The organism is Desulforadius tongensis (genome assembly GCF_016907915.1).
Taxonomy (GTDB): domain Bacteria; phylum Bacillota; class Desulfotomaculia; order Desulfotomaculales; family Desulfohalotomaculaceae; genus Desulforadius; species Desulforadius tongensis.
Genome location: NZ_JAFBCW010000002.1, coordinates 24,450 through 45,698, shown reverse-complemented (window position 1 = coordinate 45,698; position 21,249 = coordinate 24,450). Strand labels below are relative to the sequence as shown.

At 48.6% G+C, this 21,249-nt stretch carries 28 protein-coding genes; all 28 read right to left on the bottom strand.

Annotation, left to right across the window (positions count from 1 at the left end; all coding sequences use genetic code 11):
• Position 1: 1 nt before the first annotated feature.
• The 28 genes from rplO to rpoB all read right to left on the bottom strand — a co-directional run bounded on the left by rplO (position 2) and on the right by rpoB (position 21,006).
• On the bottom strand, positions 2 to 442 hold the full coding sequence (gene rplO / locus JOC37_RS01065; protein ID WP_204614994.1) for a 50S ribosomal protein L15: 441 nt from the start codon (positions 440 to 442) through the stop codon (positions 2 to 4).
• 13 nt (positions 443 to 455) lie between these two features.
• Positions 456 to 635 (bottom strand): 50S ribosomal protein L30, encoded by a 180-nt coding sequence (gene rpmD, locus JOC37_RS01060; RefSeq protein ID WP_204614993.1) that lies wholly within the window; start codon positions 633 to 635, stop codon positions 456 to 458.
• Positions 636 to 645: 10 nt separating this feature from the next.
• Positions 646 to 1,146 carry a 30S ribosomal protein S5 gene (rpsE, locus tag JOC37_RS01055; protein ID WP_204614992.1) on the bottom strand — a complete coding sequence of 167 codons (501 nt, stop codon included), beginning with the start codon at positions 1,144 to 1,146 and terminating at the stop codon, positions 646 to 648.
• A gap of 33 nt (positions 1,147 to 1,179) precedes the next feature.
• A complete protein-coding gene (gene rplR / locus JOC37_RS01050; RefSeq protein WP_204614991.1) occupies positions 1,180 to 1,548 on the bottom strand; it encodes a 50S ribosomal protein L18 in 369 nt (122 codons plus the stop codon).
• Positions 1,549 to 1,569: 21 nt separating this feature from the next.
• Positions 1,570 to 2,106: a 50S ribosomal protein L6 gene (rplF, locus tag JOC37_RS01045; protein ID WP_204614990.1), complete on the bottom strand. Its 537-nt coding sequence runs from the start codon at positions 2,104 to 2,106 to the stop codon at positions 1,570 to 1,572.
• 23 nt (positions 2,107 to 2,129) lie between these two features.
• Positions 2,130 to 2,528: a 30S ribosomal protein S8 gene (rpsH, locus tag JOC37_RS01040; protein WP_204614989.1), complete on the bottom strand. Its 399-nt coding sequence runs from the start codon at positions 2,526 to 2,528 to the stop codon at positions 2,130 to 2,132.
• Positions 2,529 to 2,548: 20 nt separating this feature from the next.
• On the bottom strand, positions 2,549 to 2,734 hold the full coding sequence (locus tag JOC37_RS01035; protein WP_204614988.1) for a type Z 30S ribosomal protein S14: 186 nt from the start codon (positions 2,732 to 2,734) through the stop codon (positions 2,549 to 2,551).
• 52 nt (positions 2,735 to 2,786) lie between these two features.
• Complete coding sequence (rplE, locus tag JOC37_RS01030) at positions 2,787 to 3,332, bottom strand: 50S ribosomal protein L5 (RefSeq protein ID WP_204614987.1); 546 nt, start codon at positions 3,330 to 3,332, stop codon at positions 2,787 to 2,789.
• A 28-nt stretch (positions 3,333 to 3,360) separates the two neighbouring features.
• On the bottom strand, positions 3,361 to 3,678 hold the full coding sequence (gene rplX, locus JOC37_RS01025; protein WP_338017312.1) for a 50S ribosomal protein L24: 318 nt from the start codon (positions 3,676 to 3,678) through the stop codon (positions 3,361 to 3,363).
• 18 nt (positions 3,679 to 3,696) lie between these two features.
• Entirely contained in the window at positions 3,697 to 4,065 is a 369-nt protein-coding gene (gene rplN / locus JOC37_RS01020) for a 50S ribosomal protein L14 (protein ID WP_204614986.1), read from the bottom strand.
• 51 nt (positions 4,066 to 4,116) lie between these two features.
• Positions 4,117 to 4,386, bottom strand: a complete 270-nt coding sequence (gene rpsQ / locus JOC37_RS01015; RefSeq protein WP_338017317.1) for a 30S ribosomal protein S17 — start codon at positions 4,384 to 4,386, stop codon at positions 4,117 to 4,119.
• Between the two features lie 25 nt (positions 4,387 to 4,411).
• The gene (gene rpmC, locus JOC37_RS01010; protein WP_204614984.1) at positions 4,412 to 4,615 is read right to left on the bottom strand and encodes a 50S ribosomal protein L29; all 204 of its coding nucleotides are present in this window, start codon (positions 4,613 to 4,615) and stop codon (positions 4,412 to 4,414) included.
• Positions 4,605 to 5,039, bottom strand: a complete 435-nt coding sequence (gene rplP, locus JOC37_RS01005) for a 50S ribosomal protein L16 (RefSeq protein ID WP_204614983.1) — start codon at positions 5,037 to 5,039, stop codon at positions 4,605 to 4,607. Before rplP ends, rpmC begins: the two co-directional genes overlap by 11 nt.
• 3 nt (positions 5,040 to 5,042) lie before the next feature.
• Positions 5,043 to 5,708: a 30S ribosomal protein S3 gene (rpsC, locus tag JOC37_RS01000; RefSeq protein ID WP_204614982.1), complete on the bottom strand. Its 666-nt coding sequence runs from the start codon at positions 5,706 to 5,708 to the stop codon at positions 5,043 to 5,045.
• Between the two features lie 4 nt (positions 5,709 to 5,712).
• Positions 5,713 to 6,054 carry a 50S ribosomal protein L22 gene (rplV, locus tag JOC37_RS00995; protein WP_204614981.1) on the bottom strand — a complete coding sequence of 114 codons (342 nt, stop codon included), beginning with the start codon at positions 6,052 to 6,054 and terminating at the stop codon, positions 5,713 to 5,715.
• Between the two features lie 23 nt (positions 6,055 to 6,077).
• The gene (gene rpsS / locus JOC37_RS00990; protein ID WP_204614980.1) at positions 6,078 to 6,362 is read right to left on the bottom strand and encodes a 30S ribosomal protein S19; all 285 of its coding nucleotides are present in this window, start codon (positions 6,360 to 6,362) and stop codon (positions 6,078 to 6,080) included.
• A gap of 18 nt (positions 6,363 to 6,380) precedes the next feature.
• Complete coding sequence (rplB, locus tag JOC37_RS00985; RefSeq protein WP_204614979.1) at positions 6,381 to 7,205, bottom strand: 50S ribosomal protein L2; 825 nt, start codon at positions 7,203 to 7,205, stop codon at positions 6,381 to 6,383.
• 13 nt (positions 7,206 to 7,218) lie between these two features.
• Positions 7,219 to 7,506, bottom strand: coding sequence for a 50S ribosomal protein L23 (gene rplW, locus JOC37_RS00980; RefSeq protein ID WP_204614978.1), 288 nt, complete (start codon positions 7,504 to 7,506; stop codon positions 7,219 to 7,221).
• A complete protein-coding gene (rplD, locus tag JOC37_RS00975; RefSeq protein WP_204614977.1) occupies positions 7,506 to 8,129 on the bottom strand; it encodes a 50S ribosomal protein L4 in 624 nt (207 codons plus the stop codon). The genes rplW and rplD overlap by 1 nt, the downstream gene beginning before the upstream one ends.
• Positions 8,130 to 8,157: 28 nt before the next feature.
• Positions 8,158 to 8,787 carry a 50S ribosomal protein L3 gene (gene rplC, locus JOC37_RS00970; protein WP_204614976.1) on the bottom strand — a complete coding sequence of 210 codons (630 nt, stop codon included), beginning with the start codon at positions 8,785 to 8,787 and terminating at the stop codon, positions 8,158 to 8,160.
• Between the two features lie 108 nt (positions 8,788 to 8,895).
• On the bottom strand, positions 8,896 to 9,204 hold the full coding sequence (gene rpsJ, locus JOC37_RS00965; RefSeq protein WP_204614975.1) for a 30S ribosomal protein S10: 309 nt from the start codon (positions 9,202 to 9,204) through the stop codon (positions 8,896 to 8,898).
• A gap of 179 nt (positions 9,205 to 9,383) precedes the next feature.
• On the bottom strand, positions 9,384 to 10,586 hold the full coding sequence (gene tuf / locus JOC37_RS00960; RefSeq protein WP_204614974.1) for an elongation factor Tu: 1,203 nt from the start codon (positions 10,584 to 10,586) through the stop codon (positions 9,384 to 9,386).
• Positions 10,587 to 10,618: 32 nt separating this feature from the next.
• On the bottom strand, positions 10,619 to 12,691 hold the full coding sequence (gene fusA / locus JOC37_RS00955) for an elongation factor G (RefSeq protein WP_204614973.1): 2,073 nt from the start codon (positions 12,689 to 12,691) through the stop codon (positions 10,619 to 10,621).
• Between the two features lie 12 nt (positions 12,692 to 12,703).
• The gene (gene rpsG, locus JOC37_RS00950; protein ID WP_204614972.1) at positions 12,704 to 13,174 is read right to left on the bottom strand and encodes a 30S ribosomal protein S7; all 471 of its coding nucleotides are present in this window, start codon (positions 13,172 to 13,174) and stop codon (positions 12,704 to 12,706) included.
• A gap of 76 nt (positions 13,175 to 13,250) precedes the next feature.
• Positions 13,251 to 13,625, bottom strand: coding sequence for a 30S ribosomal protein S12 (gene rpsL, locus JOC37_RS00945; RefSeq protein WP_204615127.1), 375 nt, complete (start codon positions 13,623 to 13,625; stop codon positions 13,251 to 13,253).
• 57 nt (positions 13,626 to 13,682) lie between these two features.
• On the bottom strand, positions 13,683 to 13,934 hold the full coding sequence (locus tag JOC37_RS00940) for a ribosomal L7Ae/L30e/S12e/Gadd45 family protein (protein ID WP_204614971.1): 252 nt from the start codon (positions 13,932 to 13,934) through the stop codon (positions 13,683 to 13,685).
• A gap of 140 nt (positions 13,935 to 14,074) precedes the next feature.
• A complete protein-coding gene (gene rpoC / locus JOC37_RS00935; RefSeq protein WP_204614970.1) occupies positions 14,075 to 17,554 on the bottom strand; it encodes a DNA-directed RNA polymerase subunit beta' in 3,480 nt (1,159 codons plus the stop codon).
• A 38-nt stretch (positions 17,555 to 17,592) separates the two neighbouring features.
• On the bottom strand, positions 17,593 to 21,006 hold the full coding sequence (gene rpoB / locus JOC37_RS00930) for a DNA-directed RNA polymerase subunit beta (protein ID WP_204614969.1): 3,414 nt from the start codon (positions 21,004 to 21,006) through the stop codon (positions 17,593 to 17,595).
• Positions 21,007 to 21,249: the final 243 nt, after the last annotated feature.

The following is a 21,249-nucleotide window of genomic DNA, read 5'->3' as shown; positions in this document are numbered from 1 at the left end:
CTTAAATCACCTCGATATTGCCGCCAGCAGCAGTGATCTTTTGCTCCGCTGACTTGCTAAAGGCGTGTGCCTTAACGGTTAGGGATTTTTCCAGCTCACCGTTACCCAATATCTTTACCCCATCACCAATTTTTTTGATTACTCCCGTTTCTTTAAGCAATTCCGGGGTAACAACGGTATTGTTTTCAAACCTGTTTAATTCCTGCACATTTATAGCTACAATTTGTTTCTTAAAGATATTTGTAAAGCCTCGTTTGGGCAAGCGGCGTTGTAAGGGCATTTGGCCACCTTCAAAACCCGGTCTAACGCCACCGCCGGAACGGGCTTTTTGACCCTTTTGACCGCGGCCGGCAGTCTTGCCTAAACCTGAGCCAGGGCCTTGACCCTTACGGGTTGGTTTTTTTCTTGAACCAGGAGCCGGTTTCAACTCGTGTAGTTTCACCGTCGCACCTCCCTTACAATTCTTCTACCTTAACCATGTGTGATACTTTGGCAATCATGCCCCGGATCTGCGGGGTGTCCTCTTGAATAACTGAACCGTTAACTTTCTTCAGACCCAGTGTCTTTACAGTTATGCGTTGTTTTGCCGACCTGCCAATTGGGCTTTTCACCAGTGTAATTTTTAACTTGGCCATATCCGCCCTCCTAACCTAGCAGTTCTTCCACGGATTTTCCTCTGAGCCGTGCTACTTCTTCCGGTGTTTTCAGTGATTTCAACCCTTCCAGGGTTGCCTTAACCATATTGTTGGCATTGTTTGATCCCAACGACTTGGTCAAAATATCCCGTACCCCGGCCAGCTCCAAGACAGCCCTTACCGGACCACCGGCAATAACTCCGGTACCGGGAGCAGCAGGCTTTAACAGCACCCTGCCGGCACCAAACTTACCCATCACTTCGTGCGGAAGGGTAGTACCGTTCAAGGGTATCTTAATCATATTCTTCTTGGCATCTTCTACCCCTTTGCGAATGGCATCGGGAACCTGGGCAGCCTTGCCAAGACCGGCACCAACGTGGCCGTTTCCGTCACCAACCACCACCAAGGCAGAAAAACTGAAACGCCGGCCGCCTTTTACCACCTTGGCTACGCGGTTAATAAATACAACCTTTTCGGACAGTTCCAATTTGCTGGCGTCAATTTTTGACATTACGCTTTGAATTCCCTCCTTAAATAACCCTAACTAGAAATCCAGCCCGCCTTCTCTGGCCGCTTCAGCCAGAGCTTTTACCCGGCCGTGATAAATATACCCGGCTCTATCGAAAACTACTTTTTTAACACCTGAATCCAGAGCTTTTTTAGCAATTAGTTTACCCACTTCTTTAGCAGCTTCAATGTTGCCGCCTGTTTCTAATTTTCCTTTCAGCTCCGGCGAGAGGGATGAAGCAGCAACCAGCGTTACACCCTTATCATCATCAATCACTTGAGCATAAATATGGTTTAGACTGCGGTAAACGTTTAACCTCGGGCGCTCAGCAGTACCACGCAGCTTATTGCGCAGTCTCTGACGACGCTTGGCACGTATCGCCTTCCGGTCAGGCTTTTTTATCAACTGATTTCACTCCTTCCCCAATTACTTACCTGCTTTACCAGCTTTGCGGCGAATGTGTTCGCCTTCGTACTTAATGCCCTTACCCTTATACGGCTCAGGTAAGCGTACCTCACGGATTTTGGCAGCAACAATACCTACCAGTTGCTTATCTACACCTTTTACTTGAATTTTGTTTGCTGCAGGCACTTCTATTTCAATGCCTTCAGGGGCTTCCATTTCCACCGGGTGGGAGTACCCCATGCTCAGCACCAGTTTTTTACCCTGCTTTTGCGCCCGGTATCCCACACCAACCAGCTCCAGGTTCTTCTGGAAACCTTTGGTGACCCCTTCAACCATGTTGGCAATTAATGAACGGGTGGTTCCGTGCAGCGCTTTATGCTGTTTGCTATCTGACGGGCGTTCAACAATGATTTGCTTATCTTCTATTTTGATATTCATATCCCGGTGCATTTCTTTTTCCAATTGACCCTTAGGGCCCTTTACCCGAACTACGTTACCCTCAATTTTCACTTCAACACCTTCGGGCACCGGAATTGGTTTTCTGCCAGTACGAGACAAGTTCTACACCTCCTTAGCCATCATTACCAGACGTAGCAAATGACCTCGCCGCCCACGCCCAGCTGACGGGCTTTCTTGTCGGTCATAATTCCTTTGGAAGTGGAAATTATAGCAATACCAAGGCCGCCTAAAACCTTTGGAATGCTGTCTTTTTTAGCATAAACCCGCAGGCCCGGCTTGGATATTCTTTTTAACCCGGTGATTACTCTTTCCTTTTCACCGGGATATTTCATATAAATCCTCAAGATGCCCTGCTTACCGTCTTCAATGTATTCGTATTCCTTGATGTAACCTTCTTCTTTAAGAATTTGCGCAATTGCCTTTTTTACATTGGATGCAGGAGCCTCAACTACACCCTTGTATACCATGTTAGCATTGCGAATACGAGTCAAGAAGTCCGCAATGGGATCCGTCATTACCATTGCCCCTACCTCCTTCCTTTCTACCAGCTGGCCTTTTTAACACCCGGGATCTCGCCTTTGTATGCCAGTTCCCGGAAACAAATACGGCAAATACCGAACTTCCTCATATATGCATGGGGTCTGCCACATAATTTGCAGCGATTGTACGCCCGTACTTTGAATTTCGGTGGGCGCTTAGCTTTGTTAATCATAGCTTTTTTAGCCATTAAATTTCCCTCCTTTACCGGACGCTGTATTTTGCCGGATTAACGACGGGTTCTAGCTGGCCTTTTTAAACGGCATACCCAACAGCCTGAGCAGTTCCCGAGCTTCTTCATCTGTTTTGGCAGTGGTTACAAAGCATACTTCCAAGCCGCGCACTTTGTCCACTTTATCATAGTCAATCTCAGGGAAAATAAGCTGTTCTTTAATACCCAGCGTATAGTTGCCTCTACCGTCAAAGGCGGTGGGGGATACCCCACGGAAGTCACGAACCCTGGGCAGGGAGATGTTGAACAGTTTGTCAACAAATTCCCACATTTTATTTCCACGCAGGGTTACTTTTGCACCAATGGGCATACCTGCTCTCAGTTTAAATCCTGCAATAGATTTCTTGGCTCTTGTCACCACCGGGCGCTGGCCGGTAATAATCATCAAATCTTCAACAGCAGAGTCGATAATTTTGGAGTTTTGTGTGGCTTCTCCCAGCCCCATGTTGATGGTAACCTTTTCTAACTTGGGTACTTCCATTATGTTTTTATAGCCAAACTTCTCCATCATTGCTTTAACTACTTCTTGGCTATATTTATCTTTCAGCCTAGGCACAGGTGGATACCTCCTTCCCGCTTGTGGATTAGCTCAACACTTCACCGCAAACCTTGCAAACACGTTCTTTTTTGCCGTTTTCTATTTTCTTGCTTACGCGAACAGGCTTATTGCACTTGGAACAAAACGGCATTACATTGGAACTGTGTATGGGAGCAGGTTTCTCTACGATACCACCCTGCGGCATCTTTGGATTGGGGCGAGTGTGGCGTTTTACGATGTTAACCCCCTCAACCACAACCCGGCTGGTTTTGGGGTGTACTTCCAATACCTTGCCTTTTTTGCCGGCATCTTTACCGGTTATTACAACAACTGTATCTCCCTTACGCACATGCACTTTTGGCACTGTTATGCACCTCCAATCTTACAGAACCTCAGGGGCCAGAGAAACAATTTTCATGTAGTCTTTTTCACGTAATTCCCTGGCCACCGGGCCAAAGATACGGGTACCTCTGGGGCTTTTGTCGTCTCTAATTATTACTGCTGCATTTTCATCAAATTTTATATATGAACCGTCATCCCTGCGTACTTCCTTTTTAGTACGCACAACCACCGCTTTAACTACGTCACCTTTCTTAACAACGCCGCCTGGTGTGGCTTCTTTTACTGAAGCAACAATGGTATCTCCCAGGGAAGCATAGCGTCTTGTCGAACCTCCCAGCACACGAATGCACTGCAGCTTGCGTGCACCTGTATTGTCAGCAACGTTGAGTTTGGTTTCTACTTGAATCAAGGTGATTCCCTCCTTTCAACGCCGTTGGCTCCATAAAAGGAGTTTATTAGATTAGATTTGCTTAGCCCGGCGAATAACTTCTACCACACGCCAGCGCTTATCCTTTGATAAGGGGCGGGTTTCCATGATTTTTACTTCATCACCAATGCGGCAGATGTTTTCTTCATCGTGGGCTTTGTACTTTTTGCTCTTCCGTACGGTCTTGCCGTACAACGGGTGTCTGCTTAAGGTTTCCACAGCCACCACAGCTGTTTTATCCATTTTATCACTTACAACACGGCCGTATCTTACCTTGCGATAATTGCGCTTCTGCACAGCTATGCCTCCTTCCTCTCACGAGCAAAGGCTATGCTCTCTTAATTCCCAGCTCACGTTCTCTAATAATGGTTTTAATACGTGCAATTTTCCGGCGAACCTCTTTTATCTTCATCGGATTATCCAACTGTCCGGTGGCCAATTGGAATCTCAGCTTAAAGAGCTCATCTTTTGATTCATCCAGCTTTTTGTTTAATTCTTCGTTTGTCAGTTCACGGAGCTCTTTACTTTTCATTGGCTTCACCTACTTCCCCACGTTTAACGAATTTACATTTTACGGGTAATTTATGAGAGGCCAATCTCATGGCTTCACTAGCCACTTCTTCCGGTACACCGGCAATTTCAAACATTACACGGCCCGGCTTCACTACGGCCACCCAATGCTCCGGAGTACCTTTACCTTTACCCATACGGGTTTCGGCAGGTGTTTCTGTAATAGGCCTATCAGGGAATATACGAATCCAAACTTTACCACCCCGTTTGATATAACGGGTCATTGCAATACGGGCGGCCTCAATTTGACGGTTGGTAATCCAACCGGCTTCTAAAGCTTGCAAACCATATTCACCAAAGTGTACCTCAGTACCACCTTTGGACCTACCAGACAGTTTGCGGGGCCGGTGTTGTTTACGATACTTAACCCTTTTCGGAATTAACATTACCTATTCCCCTCCTTCTTTGGCAACCGCCTTTGCCCTTTGGGGCAACACCTCTCCTTTATATATCCAAACTTTTACACCTATTTTGCCGTAAGTGGTGTCAGCTTCTGCAAATCCATAATCAATATCTGCACGTAAGGTGTGCAAAGGAACTTTACCTTCACTGGTCCACTCGGTGCGAGCAATTTCCGCCCCACCCAGGCGGCCGCTTACCGCAACTTTAATACCCTTGGCTCCCATTTTCATGGCTCTGTTTACAACCTGCTTCATTGCCCTGCGGAAAGCGATCCGTCTCTCCAACTGAGCGGCCACGTTTTCAGCCACCAGCTGGGCATCTATTTCCGGGGTTTTAATTTCTTGAATGTTAACGTTAACTTTCTTCCCGGTCATCTTTTCCAACTTCTGTCTTAAAGCTTCCACTTCGGCACCGCCACGGCCGATTACAATACCGGGTTTAGCGGTGAAAATGGTTATTTTAATCCGGTTGGCAGCACGCTCTATTTGAATACGAGAAATGCCGGCCGGGTACAGTTTTTTCTTAATATACTCCCGAATTTTAACGTCTTCAATCAATAAAGCGGAAAAATCACGCTTGTTGGCAAACCATTTTGAGTCCCAGTCTTTGATGATGCCGACCCGCAATCCTTTAGGGTTAACCTTTTGTCCCACTAAGTTATCCCTCCTTCTTCTCTTTTACCACAACGGTAATGTGGCTGGTGCGTTTGCGCTTCATATCTGCCCGGCCGTAGGCCCGGGGACGATAGCGCTTGAGGGTGGGACCCTGATCCACATAGGCTTCGGCAATGTACAGGTTATCCTTATCCATTTCGTAGTTATGCTCAGCATTTGCTGCAGCAGAATTAATTACCTTTGCTACTGCTTCTGATGCCCGCTTAGGTGTATACTTTAAAATTGCCAAGGCTTCATTAATATCTTTGCCGCGAATCAAATCCACCACCTGACGCACCTTGCGCGGGGATATCCGAATGTACCTGGCAATAGCTCTTGCTTCCATAACTTATTGCCCCCCTCTCTGGACTACTTAAGAGCAGTAGACCTTTCTGTATGGTCTCCATGGCCACGGAAAGTACGTGTGGGAGCAAATTCTCCCAACTTATGCCCAATCATATCTTCGGTAATGTACACAGGTACATGCTTGCGACCATCGTGTACCGCAATGGTGTGCCCTACCATTTCAGGAAAAATGGTAGAACTGCGGGACCAGGTCTTAATAACCTTTTTCTCACCGGTTTCGTTCATCTTTTCAATTCTGGCCAAAAGTTTTTTATCTACATATGGTCCTTTCTTGAGTGACCGACCCATATCTGGACCCCCTTTTAATTACTTTTTACGCCGCTTAATAATCAGCTTATCACTATGCTTTTTCTTACGGGTGCGTGCACCCAGTGCCGGTTTACCCCAAGGAGTAACAGGGTGACGTCCGATGGGTGAACGGCCTTCACCACCACCGTGGGGGTGATCAACAGGGTTCATTACCACACCACGTACGGTGGGACGTCTGCCCAACCAACGCTGGCGACCGGCTTTACCAATGGTAATGTTTTCATGATCAACATTGCCCACCTGGCCAATGGTTGCCCGGCATGTTTGTAAAATCAAGCGCATTTCACCAGACGGCATGCGGATGGTAACATATTTGCCTTCCTTAGCCATCAGCTGTGCTGCCGCGCCTGCGGAGCGCACCAGCTGGCCGCCGTGTCCCGGGTGTAATTCAATATTATGAATCATGGTACCCACCGGGATATTTGCCAGCGGCAGAGCATTACCCACTTTAATATCAGCCTCGGGACCTGATTCAACATAACTTCCCACCTGCAGATCTTTAGGTGCAATTATATAACGTTTTTCTCCGTCAGCATAATGCAGTAATGCAATTAGCGCCGAACGGTTTGGATCGTATTCAATAGCGGCTACTTTAGCCGGAATTCCGTCTTTATCCCGTTTGAAGTCAATAATGCGGTACATCCTCTTATGCCCGCCGCCGCGGTGTCTTACTGTAATACGTCCCTGGTTGTTACGGCCGGCATTTTTTTTCAGAGGTTGCAGCAAGGACTTCTCAGGTTCGGTTTTAGTAATTTCGGCAAAATCCGAAACCGTTACAAAGCGGCGACCAGGGGAGGTTGGTTTAAACTTTTTAATCGCCACCTGGCATCCCTCCTTACAGTCCTTCGAATATCTCTATCTTGTCGCCTTCAGCGAGTTTTACGATAGCTTTTTTCCTATCCGGGGTTTTACCAACGTATTGACGCACACGCTTGGTTTTACCCTTGACATTCATGGTGTTTACCTTTACCACCTTAACATTAAACAGCTTTTCCACTGCCTGTCTGATTTCTATTTTGTTGGCTTTTTTGTCAACCCAAAAAGTATATTTGTTATCAGCCAGCAGGTCTGTACTTTTTTCAGATATCACCGGCTTGATGATGATATCACGGGGGTTTTTCACTATGCCAGCACCTCCTCGACTTTGGCCACCGCATCTTTAGTAATGACCAACTTGTCGTGGTGCAGTATGTCGTAAACATTTAACCCTTCAGCTCTTAAAGGCTTAACTCCCGGAATATTGCGGGCAGATTTTATAACATTGTCCTCCCGCTCGGCAGTTACCACCAGAGCTTTGGTTTTCACATTCAGGTTATTTAAAATGTTCACCATTTCTTTTGTTTTCGGCTGATCCAGTGTCAGACTATCCACTACCAAGATTTCACCGTTTTGCACCTTGGCGGATAAAGCTGATTTCATGGCCAGTCGTCTTACCTTCTTGGGCAGTGAATACTTATAACTCCTGGGATGAGGACCAAAGACTATACCGCCACCACGCCAAATAGGTGATCTAATGCTACCATGTCTTGCACGACCTGTACCTTTCTGTCTCCAAGGCTTACGGCCACCACCGCGCACCTCAGATCTAGTCTTGGTGTCGTGGGTGCCCAACCGCCGGCCGGCTAACTGCATAACCACTGCCGCGTGCAGCACATGCTCGTTTGGCTGGATACCCCATACGCTGTCGTTCAGCTCTGTTTCGCCGACCTGTTGGCCATTAATATTATAAACTGCTACTTTGGGCATCACTTATTCCTCCTTTCGCTACCGGCTGCTACTTGGCCTTAACACTGTTTTTAATCATTATCAGGCCACCCCGCGGTCCGGGAACAGCACCTTTTACAGCGATCAAGTTGCGCTCGGCATCAACTCTCACCAGCTCGAGGTTCTGCACGGTAACCCGCTCCACCCCATAGTGACCGGGGGCTTTTTTACCTTTAAAAGTCCGCTGCGGCCCCAACGCACCTGAGGAACCAGGCCGGCGGTGATTTTTAGAGCCGTGACTCATAGGTCCGCGATGGAAGCCATGGCGCTTGATGGTACCGGCAAAACCACGTCCCTTTGAAGTGCCGACAACGTCCACTTTCTCACCCTCGGCAAAGATGTCAGCCTTTATTTCTTGACCAACCTGGTACTCATCTATATTATCCGTTCTTAATTCTTTTAAATAACGAACGGGACGCACACCATATTTAGCGAAATGACCTTTTAAAGGCTTATTTACCAGTCTTTCCGGTTTGTAACCAAAACCTATCTGTACAGCGTTATACCCGTCGGTGTCAACAGTTTTCTTTTGCACTACCACACACGGGCCGGCTTCGATAACAGTAACCGGGATAGCTTTGCCTTCAGGTGTAAGAATTTGTGTCATACCTACTTTTTTACCCAAAATTGCTTTAGACATAGCTCCAAGCACCTCCTGTATCACGATCAGCGGTTCGAACTGCTCGAACTTAATCGTTTTCTAAAACCCCAGGAACACTGACCCGGGTGTTTCACTTGCCAAATTTAATTAAAGCTTAATTTCAATATCCACCCCGGCCGGCAGGTCAAGGCGCATTAATGAATCCACCGTCTTGGGAGTGGGATCAACAATGTCGATCAGTCTCTTGTGTACACGCATTTCAAATTGTTCCCTGGAGTCCTTGTTAACGTGGGGAGAACGCAAAATGGTGTATATAGTCTTTTCAGTGGGCAGCGGCACAGGACCGGACACCGAAGCGCCGGTGCGCTTTGCTGTATCCACAATTTTCAGCGCAGACTGATCAAGCATTTGATGATCATATGCTTTTAACCTAATGCGAATTTTTTGCTTTTTCATCAATACATCCTCCTTATCGCCCGATTGAAGCGGACTACTCGGTGAAAATTCCCCTGTTTTCAGGCAACCTCTCACTTCATCGCTACCAGTTGACTTTTAGTGCCTTTAATTACTACTGCAGACACATGACAGGAGGTGGGGGCTGTGAATACCCACCTCCCAATTTATACTACCAGTTTTTACTCGTGAATGGCTGTTACAACGCCGGCACCTACGGTACGGCCGCCCTCACGAATAGCAAAACGCAGACCTTCTTCAATAGCAATGGGGGTGATTAACTCAATGGTAAACTTGGTGTTGTCACCGGGCATTACCATTTCCACACCCTCCGGCAGCTGAATTGTACCGGTAACGTCGGTGGTACGGAAGTAGAACTGCGGGCGGTATCCGTTAAAGAACGGGGTGTGACGGCCGCCTTCTTCTTTGGTCAGTACATATACTTCCGCATCAAACTTGGTGTGCGGGTTGATGCTGCCGGGTTTAGCCAGCACTTGGCCGCGCTCGATCTCCTTACGGTCGATACCCCGCAGCAGGCAGCCAACGTTATCTCCGGCTTCCGCATAGTCCAGCAGCTTGCGGAACATTTCCACACCGGTTACAACGGTCTTCTTCGGCTCGTCAGCCAAACCTACGATTTCTACCTCATCACCCTGCTTAACTATACCGCGCTCCACACGACCGGTGGCAACGGTACCGCGACCGGTGATGGAGAATACGTCCTCCACAGGCATCAAGAAGTCTTTATCGGTGTCACGCTCAGGGGTGGGAATGTATTCGTCCACCTTATCCATCAGTTCCCAAATCTTACCGCACCATTCACACTCCCGGCTGCCGCAGCCGCACTCCATAGCTTTTAAAGCAGAGCCGGCAACAATGGGAGTGTCATCGCCGGGGAACTCGTATTCATTCAGCAGTTCACGTACTTCCATGTCCACCAGTTCCAGCAGCTCTTCATCGTCTACCATATCGGCTTTATTTAAAAATACAACGATGGAAGGAACGCCTACCTGGCGGGACAGCAGAATGTGCTCACGGGTTTGGGGCATCGGACCGTCAGCAGCGGATACCACCAAAATAGCACCGTCCATTTGAGCGGCACCGGTAATCATGTTCTTAACGTAGTCAGCGTGTCCCGGGCAGTCCACGTGGGCATAGTGACGTTTTTCGGTCTCATACTCCACGTGAGCTGTGTTAATGGTAATACCGCGTTCACGCTCTTCCGGAGCATTGTCAATTTCGTCGTATTTCTTAACATCGCCACCAAAAGACTTAGACAGTGTAATAGTAATGGCGGCAGTAAGAGTGGTTTTACCATGGTCAACGTGACCGATGGTACCGATGTTCACGTGCGGCTTAGTGCGCTCGAATTTAGCCTTTGCCATTTCACTATTCCCCCTTAATCAATCAGAAATTTTTAAGCATTTTTAGAAATAATTTCATCGGCTATATTTTTAGGAACCTCTTCGTAATGGGAGAACTGCATTGTATACTGCCCGCGTCCCTGAGTGCGGGAACGCAGCTCAGTGGCGTAGCCAAACATCTCTGCCAGGGGAACATTGGCAACGATAACTTTCGCGTTACCCCTTTGATCCATAGACTCCACCCGACCGCGGCGGCTGTTAAGATCTCCCATCACATCGCCCATATACTCTTCCGGCATAACCACTTCAACTTTCATAATCGGCTCCAGTATTACGGGGTCAGCTTTTTTAGCCCCCTCTTTCAAAGCCATGGAAGCGGCTACCTTAAAGGCCATTTCAGAAGAGTCCACTTCGTGATATGACCCGTCAAACAGTGTAGCTTTAATATCTATCATGGGATAACCGGCAAGAACCCCGGTTTGCATAGCTTCCTTTATTCCCGCATCAACGGCAGGAATATATTCCTTGGGCACTACCCCACCAACAATTTTGTTCACAAATTCATAACCACCGCCGGGCTCAAGGGGCTCCAGTTCTATGTGAACATGACCGTACTGCCCGCGGCCGCCGGATTGACGTACAAATTTACCTTCAGCCTTAACAGCCTTTTTGATGGTTTCTTTATACGCCACCTGGGGTCTGCCCACATTGGCTTCTACCTTAAATTCCCTCAGCAGACGGTCAACAATAACTTCCAGGTGCAGTTCACCCATACCGGAAATGATTGTTTGACCCGTCTCGTGATCGGTATGCGTTTTAAATGTGGGGTCTTCATCAGCTAGTTTCTGCAGTGCAACAGCTAATTTATCTTGGTCAGCTTTGGTTTTTGGCTCAATGGCTACATCGATAACTGGCTCGGGAAACTCCATTGCTTCCAGTATTATGGGGTGTTTTTCATCACACAAGGTGTCACCGGTACCGGTAACCTTTAACCCCACAGCAGCAGCAATGTCGCCGGCATACACTTCGTCAATTTCTTCCCGGTGATTGGCATGCATTTGCAAAATGCGCCCCACCCGTTCTTTCTTGCCTTTGCTGCTGTTGAAAATATATGATCCGGATTTCAAATTACCGGAATATACCCTGAAGAACGCCAGCCTACCCACATAAGGGTCAGCCATGATTTTAAAGGCCAAAGCAGAAAAGGGCTCGTCATCCCTGGCCACCCGGCGATCTTCTTCCCCCGTATCAGGATTGATTCCACTAACGGCAGGGACATCGGTGGGAGCCGGCAGATAATCAACAATGGCATCCAAAAGCAGCTGTACACCCTTGTTTTTAAATGAAGATCCACAAAGCACCGGAATCATTTCCACCGCCAGGGTAGCTTTGCGAACAGCGAGGCGTATTTCCTCCTCGGTAAGTTCTTCCCCTTCCAGGTATTTCATCATCAACTCTTCATCGGTTTCAGCCACCGCTTCCAGCAGCTTTTCCCGGTACTCTTCCACCAGATCCTTCATTTCTTCGGGTATCTCTGACAGTTCACTTCTGGTGCCCAAATCATCTACATATATAACTGCTTTGTTTTTAATTAAATCCACAATCCCCTTAAACTCATCCTCTGCGCCAATGGGCAGCTGAACGGCTACGGGGTTTGCTCCCAATCTTTCCCGCATCATGTCCATACATCTGAAGAAATCAGCACCAATGCGGTCCATCTTATTTACATAAGCAATCCTCGGCACGCGATACTTGTCTGCCTGCCTCCAAACAGTTTCTGACTGGGGTTCCACGCCCCCCACTGAGCAGAACACCGCCACAGCACCATCCAGCACGCGCAGCGAACGCTCCACTTCCACCGTAAAGTCCACGTGGCCTGGCGTATCTATAATGTTGATACGATGATCCCGCCACTGACAGGTGGTAGCAGCAGAGGTAATGGTAATACCCCTTTCCTGTTCCTGCACCATCCAGTCCATGGTTGCCGCACCGTCATGCACTTCACCAATTTTATGCACCCTACCGGTGTAGAACAAAATGCGCTCGGTGGTTGTTGTTTTGCCAGCGTCAATGTGAGCCATAATACCTATGTTGCGTGTGCGCTCTAATGGAAACCTACGAGCCATACTTTATCCTCCTTACCACCTGTAATGCGCAAATGCTTTGTTGGCTTCAGCCATTTTATGTGTATCTTCACGTTTTTTAACTGCACCGCCAGTACCCTGTGCAGCATCCATAATTTCGAAAGCCAGTCTTTCCGCCATGTTGCGGCCGGAACGCTGGCGGGCATAATTGGTTATCCAGCGAATACCCAGGGTTTGACGGCGTTCCTGGCGCACTTCCACCGGAACCTGGTAGTTGGCACCGCCCACACGGCGCGCCTTAACTTCCAATACCGGCATTACATTTTTCATTGCCTCTTCAAACACCTCAACCGGATCTTTGCCGGTTTTCTCGCGAATTATATCAAAAGCATTATAAACAATACGTTCTGCCAATCCTTTTTTGCCATCCAGCATGATTTGATTTATCAGCTTAGTTACAACCTTGCTGCCGTATACCGGATCAGGCAGTACTTCACGCTTGGGAACTTCACCTTTTCTCGGCACCACTTTCCCCCCTTTTACACAGGTTTATCGGTATAATCTTGCAGTATAAACATATTTATTTACTATAATTACTTCTTTATTTTTTGGGCCGTTTTGTTCCATATTTTGAACGCCCTTGGTTGCGATCCTGCACTCCGGCTGTATCCAGCGCACCACGTACAATATGGTAACGAACACCCGGAAGATCTTTAACCCGGCCACCGCGAACCAGTACCACTGAGTGCTCCTGCAGGTTGTGGCCGATGCCAGGAATGTAGGAGGTTACTTCAATACCGTTGGTCAGACGCACCCTAGCCACCTTACGCAAAGCCGAGTTCGGCTTCTTGGGAGTGGTTGTGTAAACCCTGGTGCAAACACCACGCTTTTGCGGGCAGCCTCTCAGGGCCGGTGAGTCAGACTTCCCGGTTACCATTTTCCTGTTTTTACGAATAAGTTGATTAATGGTCGGCATTTCCAAACAACACCTCCCTTCCCCAGTAAAAACTGTAATATGACAAGCCTCAAACGGCTATTCTTCAAGAATTGCAGCCACGGCACAGCGAACGTCAATACTGCACGCCTTTCCCAGCATCTTCATACTGTCCACTTCAACCACCGGAATAGCCTTTGCTTTACAGGCCCTGATAACCGGTTCCACAACGTGCCGTTCAGCATCTTTAGCCACAAACACAACTTTGGCCCGACCCTTTTCCACCGCCTTGGCAGTTTGTTTGGCACCTACTGTTTTTTGTCGAGCGTTGGATATTCTCTCATAGGACATAATAAATACCTCCAGAAATCCGCACACTTGTATATAATAACACTAGGGCATTACATTGTCAACATTTTTATAGATTAGAAGCATGGTGAAACTATACATTCCACCATGCTCATGTAAAACCGGTACACACCCTCTGCTGATTAAATATCTATTTCTTCTTCCACAGCAGCTTCCTCGCCGGCGTTTTTACCGCCCCTTGCCAGCGGTTCCACAGCCCGGTAGCGGGCCATTCCCGTTCCCGCCGGCACCAGCTTACCGATAATAACGTTTTCTTTCAAGCCCAGCAGCGGATCCGTTTTACCCTTAATGGCCGCCTCGGTAAGCACCCGGGTGGTCTCCTGGAATGAAGCCGCCGACAGGAATGAATCGGTAGCCAGTGATGCTTTGGTGATTCCCAACAGCACCGGTTTAGCGGTTGCCGGTTCTCCACCGTTTTCCTCCACCCTGCGGTTTTCTTCTTCAAAGTCAAATATATCTACCAAACCTCCGGGCAGCAGGTCTGTATCCCCTACTTCTTCCACTTTCACCTTCCGGAACATCTGGCGGATCATAACCTCAATGTGTTTGTCGCTGATTTCCACACCCTGCATCCGGTACACTTTCTGCACCTCCTGCAGCAGGTACAGCTGTGTATCCCGGGGGCCTTTTATCTTCAGCAGGTCGTGGGGGTTAACGGAACCCTCTGTCAGTTCATCCCCCGCTTTAACCCGGTCACCGTCTTGTACTTTCAAGCGCATTCCGTAGGGTATCTGGTGGGTACTTTTTTCTCCATCATCACCGGTAATTTCAATTTCCCGGCGTCCTTTAACTTCTTTAATTGTAACCACACCGTCATTCTCGGCAATGACAGCCTGCCCCTTGGGACGGCGCGCTTCAAACAGTTCTTCTACCCTTGGCAGACCCTGGGTGATGTCGTCCCCGGCAATACCTCCGGTGTGGAAGGTGCGCATGGTCAGCTGGGTACCGGGTTCACCAATGGACTGAGCGGCAATAATACCCACCGCTTCCCCGATATCCACTTCCTGGCCGGTGGCCAGGTTGCGCCCGTAACACTTTTTGCACACGCCGTGCCGGGTCCGGCAGGTGAGCACCGAGCGAATTGTCACTTCTTTTACCCCGGCAGCGATAATTTTTTCAACGTCACATTCCATTATTTCCCGGCCGGCCTCAACAATCACCTCGCCGGTTTCGGGATGAACAACATCTTTCAGCGCGAATCTGCCTACGATACGATCCTCTAATTTTTCAATAATTTCGGTGCCATTTCTAATTTCGGTTACCGTTACACCTTCTTCCGTACCGCAGTCACTTTCGCGAACAATAACATCCTGAGCCACATCAACCAGGCGCCTGGTGAGATAACCGGAGTCGGCAGTTCTCAGGGCGGTATCGGCCAATCCTTTCCGGGCACCGTGGGTGGAAATAAAGTATTCCAGCACCGTCAGGCCCTCGCGGAAATTGGCCTTAATGGGCAGGTCGATAATTCTCCCCGAGGGATCGGCCATCAGGCCCCTCATGCCGGCCAGCTGCCGGATCTGCTGTTTATTACCCCGGGCACCCGAATTGGCCATCATGTAAACCGGGTTAAACTTATCCAGCGTTTCCATCAAAGCTTCGGTTACTTCCTCAGTGGCTTTAGTCCACACACCGATAACCTTGCGGTAACGCTCCTCATCGGTAATTAAACCCCGCCGGTACTGCTTTTCTATTTCATTAACCTTGGCCTCAGAGCGCTCTAAAATTTCCTTTTTCTTTTCCGGTATGGTAATATCCGACATAGCAATGGTCACACCGGCCTGGGTGGCATACCTGTAACCCAATTTTTTAAGACCGTCCAGCAGTTTTGCCGTGGCTGCATAACCCAGTTTGCGGTAGCACTGATCGACAATACTGCCCAGTTTCTTTTTACCCATTACTTCGTTATAATACCCCAGCCCATCCGGTATAACTTCATTAAAAATTAACCGGCCAACGGTGGTTTCCAGCAGCTCGCCGCTGCGGCGCACTTTTATTTTGGCATGCAGCGACAGCGCTTTGTTGTCATAGGCCATGAAGGCCTCTTCAGCATCCCGGAACACCTTTCCTTCGCCCTTGGCACCGGGCTTTTCCATGGTCAAGTAATAGCACCCCAGCACCATGTCCTGGGTTGGCGTGGCCACCGGTTTACCGTCTTTAGGGTTCAAAATGTTGTGGGCCGAAAGCATCAGCAGCCGGGCTTCAGCCTGGGCCTCAGCGGACAGCGGCACGTGCACCGCCATTTGGTCCCCGTCAAAGTCGGCATTGTAGGCTGTACATACCATGGGGTGAATTTTAATGGCCCGCCCTTCAACCAGTATCGGTTCAAAGGCCTGAATGCCCAGGCGGTGCAGGGTGGGGGCACGGTTCAGCATAACGGGATGCTGGCTGATTACTTCTTCCAGTACATCCCACACCTCGCTGCGCACCCGCTCCACCATCCGTTTGGCACTCTTGATGTTATGGGCGTACCCTTTTTCTACCAGGCTTTTCATCACAAAGGGTTTAAACAGTTCCAGTGCCATTTCTTTAGGCAGTCCGCACTGGTGCAGTTTTAATCTCGGCCCCACCACAATAACCGAACGACCGGAATAGTCTACCCTTTTACCCAGCAGGTTCTGCCTAAAACGCCCCTGTTTGCCCTTTAACATGTCAGATAAAGATTTTAACGGGCGGTTGCCGGGGCCGGTAACCGGTCTGCCCCGGCGGCCGTTGTCAATAAGGGCATCCACCGCTTCCTGCAGCATTCTTTTCTCATTACGGACAATAATATCCGGTGCCCCTAAATCCAACAGCTTTTTCAGCCTGTTATTGCGGTTTATAACCCGGCGGTACAGGTCATTCAAATCCGATGTGGCAAACCGTCCGCCGTCCAATTGAACCATGGGACGCAGCTCCGGCGGAATTACCGGCAGCACATCTAAAATCATCCATTCCGGTCTGTTTTTGGATTTGCGAAAAGCTTCTACCACTTCTAAGCGGCGAATAGCCCTAATTTTACGCTGCCCGGAAACCTCTTTTAACTCCTGCCGCAGCTCCCGGGCCTGCTCCTCCAAATCAATTTCTTTCAGCAGCTCCTTGATGGCTTCTGCTCCCATGCCGGCTTTAAAGCTGTCGCCGTATTTCTCATAATACTCACGATATTCCGTTTCGGTAAGCAGCTGCTTTTTAATCAGATTTGTCTCGCCCGGATCTATTACGATATAAGATACAAAATAAAGTACTTTTTCCAACGCCCGGGGAGACATGTCCAGTATTAATCCCATCCGGCTGGGAATTCCTTTAAAATACCATATATGTGATACCGGAGCAGCCAGCTCGATAATACCCATTCTTTCCCGGCGCACCTTAGACCTGGTAACTTCTACCCCACAGCGGTCACAAACCACGCCTTTATAACGCACCCGCTTGTATTTACCGCAGTGACATTCCCAGTCACGGGTGGGCCCGAAAATCCTTTCACAGAATAACCCGTCGCGCTCCGGTTTTAAAGTGCGGTAGTTAATAGTTTCCGGTTTTTTAACCACACCACTGGACCAGGCCCTAATTTGCTCCGGAGAAGCCAGCCCAATACGGATCCGGTCAAAATTATTTAAATCCAGCAAGGATTTTTCCCCCTTTAAACAGGTTTTACCGGTGATTATTAATCATCTATCTCTAAATCTTTTTCCATAACCGACAAATCGAGCGCATCATCACCTTCATCATCACCATTGGAACCGTCGTCATTTGATCCAGCAGGCGGTCCTTCTTGTGCATCCAACCCGTAATCTTTGGCCGCTTCGTCAACGTCTTCTTCCGTTTCCTTGATCACAATTTCTTCTTCATCTTCCGACAGCACTCTAATATCCAGTCCCAAGCTCTGCAGCTCTTTAATCAATACCTTAAAGGACTCCGGAACTCCCGGTTCCGGTACGTTTTCACCTTTTACTATTGCTTCATAGGTCTTAACCCGGCCCACCACATCGTCGGACTTCACAGTAAGTATTTCCTGCAGTGTATAAGCGGCACCGTAAGCTTCCAGCGCCCAAACTTCCATTTCACCGAACCGCTGGCCGCCGAACTGGGCTTTACCGCCCAGGGGCTGCTGGGTAACCAGCGAGTAAGGTCCGGTGGAACGGGCGTGTATTTTATCGTCAACCAGGTGAGCCAATTTTAACATATATACATAACCCACCGTCACAGGATTATCAAAAGGCTCCCCTGTTCTGCCGTCATAAAGAGTAATTTTACCTATTTCCGGCAAACCGGCTTTGCGCAGGCTTTCCACAATATCCTCTTCAGAGGCACCGTTAAATACAGGGGTGGCAACGTGAAAACCAAGGGCCTTAGCTGCCCATCCCAGGTGAGTTTCCAACACCTGACCGATATTCATCCGGGAAGGAACCCCCAGGGGGTTTAAAACAATCTCCACCGGTGTGCCGTCAGGCAGGAAGGGCATATCCTCTTCCGGCAGAATACGGGCAATAACACCCTTGTTGCCGTGACGGCCGGCCATTTTATCGCCCTCAGAGATTTTCCTCTTTTGAGCTATATAAACCCGTACCAGTTGATTTACCCCCGGGGGCAGCTCGTCACCGTTTTCCCTGGAAAATACTTTAACATCAACAATTTTACCCGCTTCCCCATGGGGCACCCGCAGTGATGTATCCCGTACTTCCCTGGCCTTTTCACCAAAAATAGCCCGCAGCAGACGCTCTTCAGCAGTAAGCTCGGTTTCTCCCTTAGGAGTAACCTTACCCACCAGTATATCTCCCGGGCGAACTTCAGCTCCCACCCGGATAATGCCCCGTTCATCCAGGTCTTTTAAAATTTCTTCACCCACATTGGGTATATCCCTGGTAATTTCTTCGGGGCCTAACTTGGTGTCCCGGGCATCACACTCATATTCTTCAATATGAATGGATGTAAAGTAATCTTCCTTCACCATTTTTTCGCTTACCAGTATGGCGTCCTCATAATTGTAACCTTCCCAGGGCATGAAGGCCACCAGCACGTTACGCCCCAAGGCCAGTTCCCCGTTGTCGGAAGAAGGACCGTCGGCAATAATTTCTCCCGCGTAAATCTTTTGCCCCTTGTCCACTATTGGCTTTTGATTGATACACGTACCCTGGTTGGAACGGGCAAATTTAAGCAGCTTATAAACATCAAGAGAGCCGTCTTCCGCCCGTACACGTATCTCAGTGGCCGTAACTTTTTCCACCACGCCGTTTCGCTTCGCCACCACCGCCGCCCCGGAATCCCGCAGGGCTTTGTGCTCTATACCCGTGCCCACCAGCGGCGCCTGGGGCCGCAAAAGGGGCACAGCCTGGCGCTGCATGTTGGCACCCATCAGGGCCCGGTTGGCATCGTCGTGTTCCAAAAAGGGGATTAATGATGTGGCCACACTAAATACCTGTTTCGGCGACACATCCATGTAGTCAACCTTGCTCACCGGTACCACCAAAATATCATGGCCCCGGCGGGCGTTTACCCGCTCCTCGATAAAACAGCCATCTTTATCCAACGCCGCGTTGGCCTGGGCTATAACGACATGTTCTTCTTCGTCCGCCGTCAGGTAAACAATTTCATCGGTAACACGCTTGTTTTCTTTATCCACCTTGCGATACGGGGTTTCCATAAAGCCGAAATCGTTTATCCTGGCATAGGTGGATAACGAGCCGATCAAGCCGATGTTGGGACCTTCCGGCGTCTCAATGGGACACATGCGGCCGTAGTGCGAGTGGTGCACGTCGCGCACTTCAAATCCTGCCCGCTCCCTGGAAAGACCACCGGGGCCCAAAGCAGACAGCCTGCGCTTGTGCGTTAATTCGGCCAGCGGGTTCGTCTGGTCCATAAATTGAGACAGCTGGCTGGAACCGAAAAACTCTTTTATCGCCGCCACCACCGGGCGAATATTTATCAGCACCTGCGGTGTTATAACATCCACATCCTGAATGGTCATCCGTTCACGTACCACTCTCTCCATCCGGGACAGGCCAATCCGGAATTGGTTCTGCAGCAGTTCCCCCACTGAACGCAGGCGGCGGTTGCCCAGGTGATCTATATCATCCACATAGCCTTTACCCTGCATTAAGCCCAGCAGGTAGCGAACGGTCTCAATAATATCTTCCGGGGTTAATTCCCTTATATATTCCCTTTCCACCGGCACTTCCTTTTGCAGGTACCGGTCAAATTCTTTAGCGCCGTTTTCTTCGTTTTTATAGCGGTATAACACTCCATGCTTTAATTTCTTATGTATTTTGTAACGACCCACATTAGCCAAGTCATATCGCTTGGGATCAAAGAATAAAGTTTCTAGTAAAGAACGAGCGCTTTCAACGGTAGGGGGTTCACCCGGCCTCAATCTCTTGTATATTTCCACCAGGGCATCTTCTTCCGTATCAGTGTTATCCCTGCTGAGAGTTTCATTGATATTTTTGTCATTGTCAAACAGCTCCAGTATCTGCTGATCTGAACCGTACCCCAGTGCCCTTATCAGCACCGTAGCCGGGATTTTACGAGTACGATCTATCCGTACAAACAGATGGTCATTTACATCCGTTTCAAACTCCAACCAAGCACCCCGGTTGGGAATTATTGTTGCACCGTAAAGTTTTTTACCGCTGGGGTCAACGGTTTCGGTGAAGTAAACCCCTGGCGAGCGCACCAGCTGGCTGACTATAACCCGCTCAGCACCGTTAATAATAAAAGTTCCCTTTTCGGTCATTAAAGGGAAATCCCCCATATAGACCTCCTGCTCTTTCACTTCACCGGTTTCTTTGTTAATCAGCCTTACTTTAACCCTTAGCGGCGCAGCATAGGTAACATCACGCTCTTTACATTCTTCCACCGAGTATTTGGGTTCACCCAGGGTGTAATCCAAAAACTCAAGCACCAAATTGCCGGTAAAATCCTGGATGGGAGATATGTCGTGAAACACCTCTCTTAAACCTCTACCCAGGAACCACTGGTAGGAATCCTTTTGAATTTCTATCAGGTTGGGCAATTGCAGCACTTCTTTAAGTTTACCGAAGTTCCACCTAACCCTGGCACCAACCTTTTCCGGAAAGACCATCTAGTGCATCACACCCCTTATAAAATTAAAAACAAGCGAAAAGCAAGGCTACGGTTTTATAACCTCACAACCTCGCTTTTTACACAACCCTTATCTTCTATATTTTACCCTAATTATTACCAATACATTCACCCTTGCTTTAGGTACAAAAAAGGGATTATACAACCATAGAATGGCATTTTTAAATACTAGCACAAAACAATAATATTGTCAATACTTTTTATCTGCCGCCGACATTTTTTC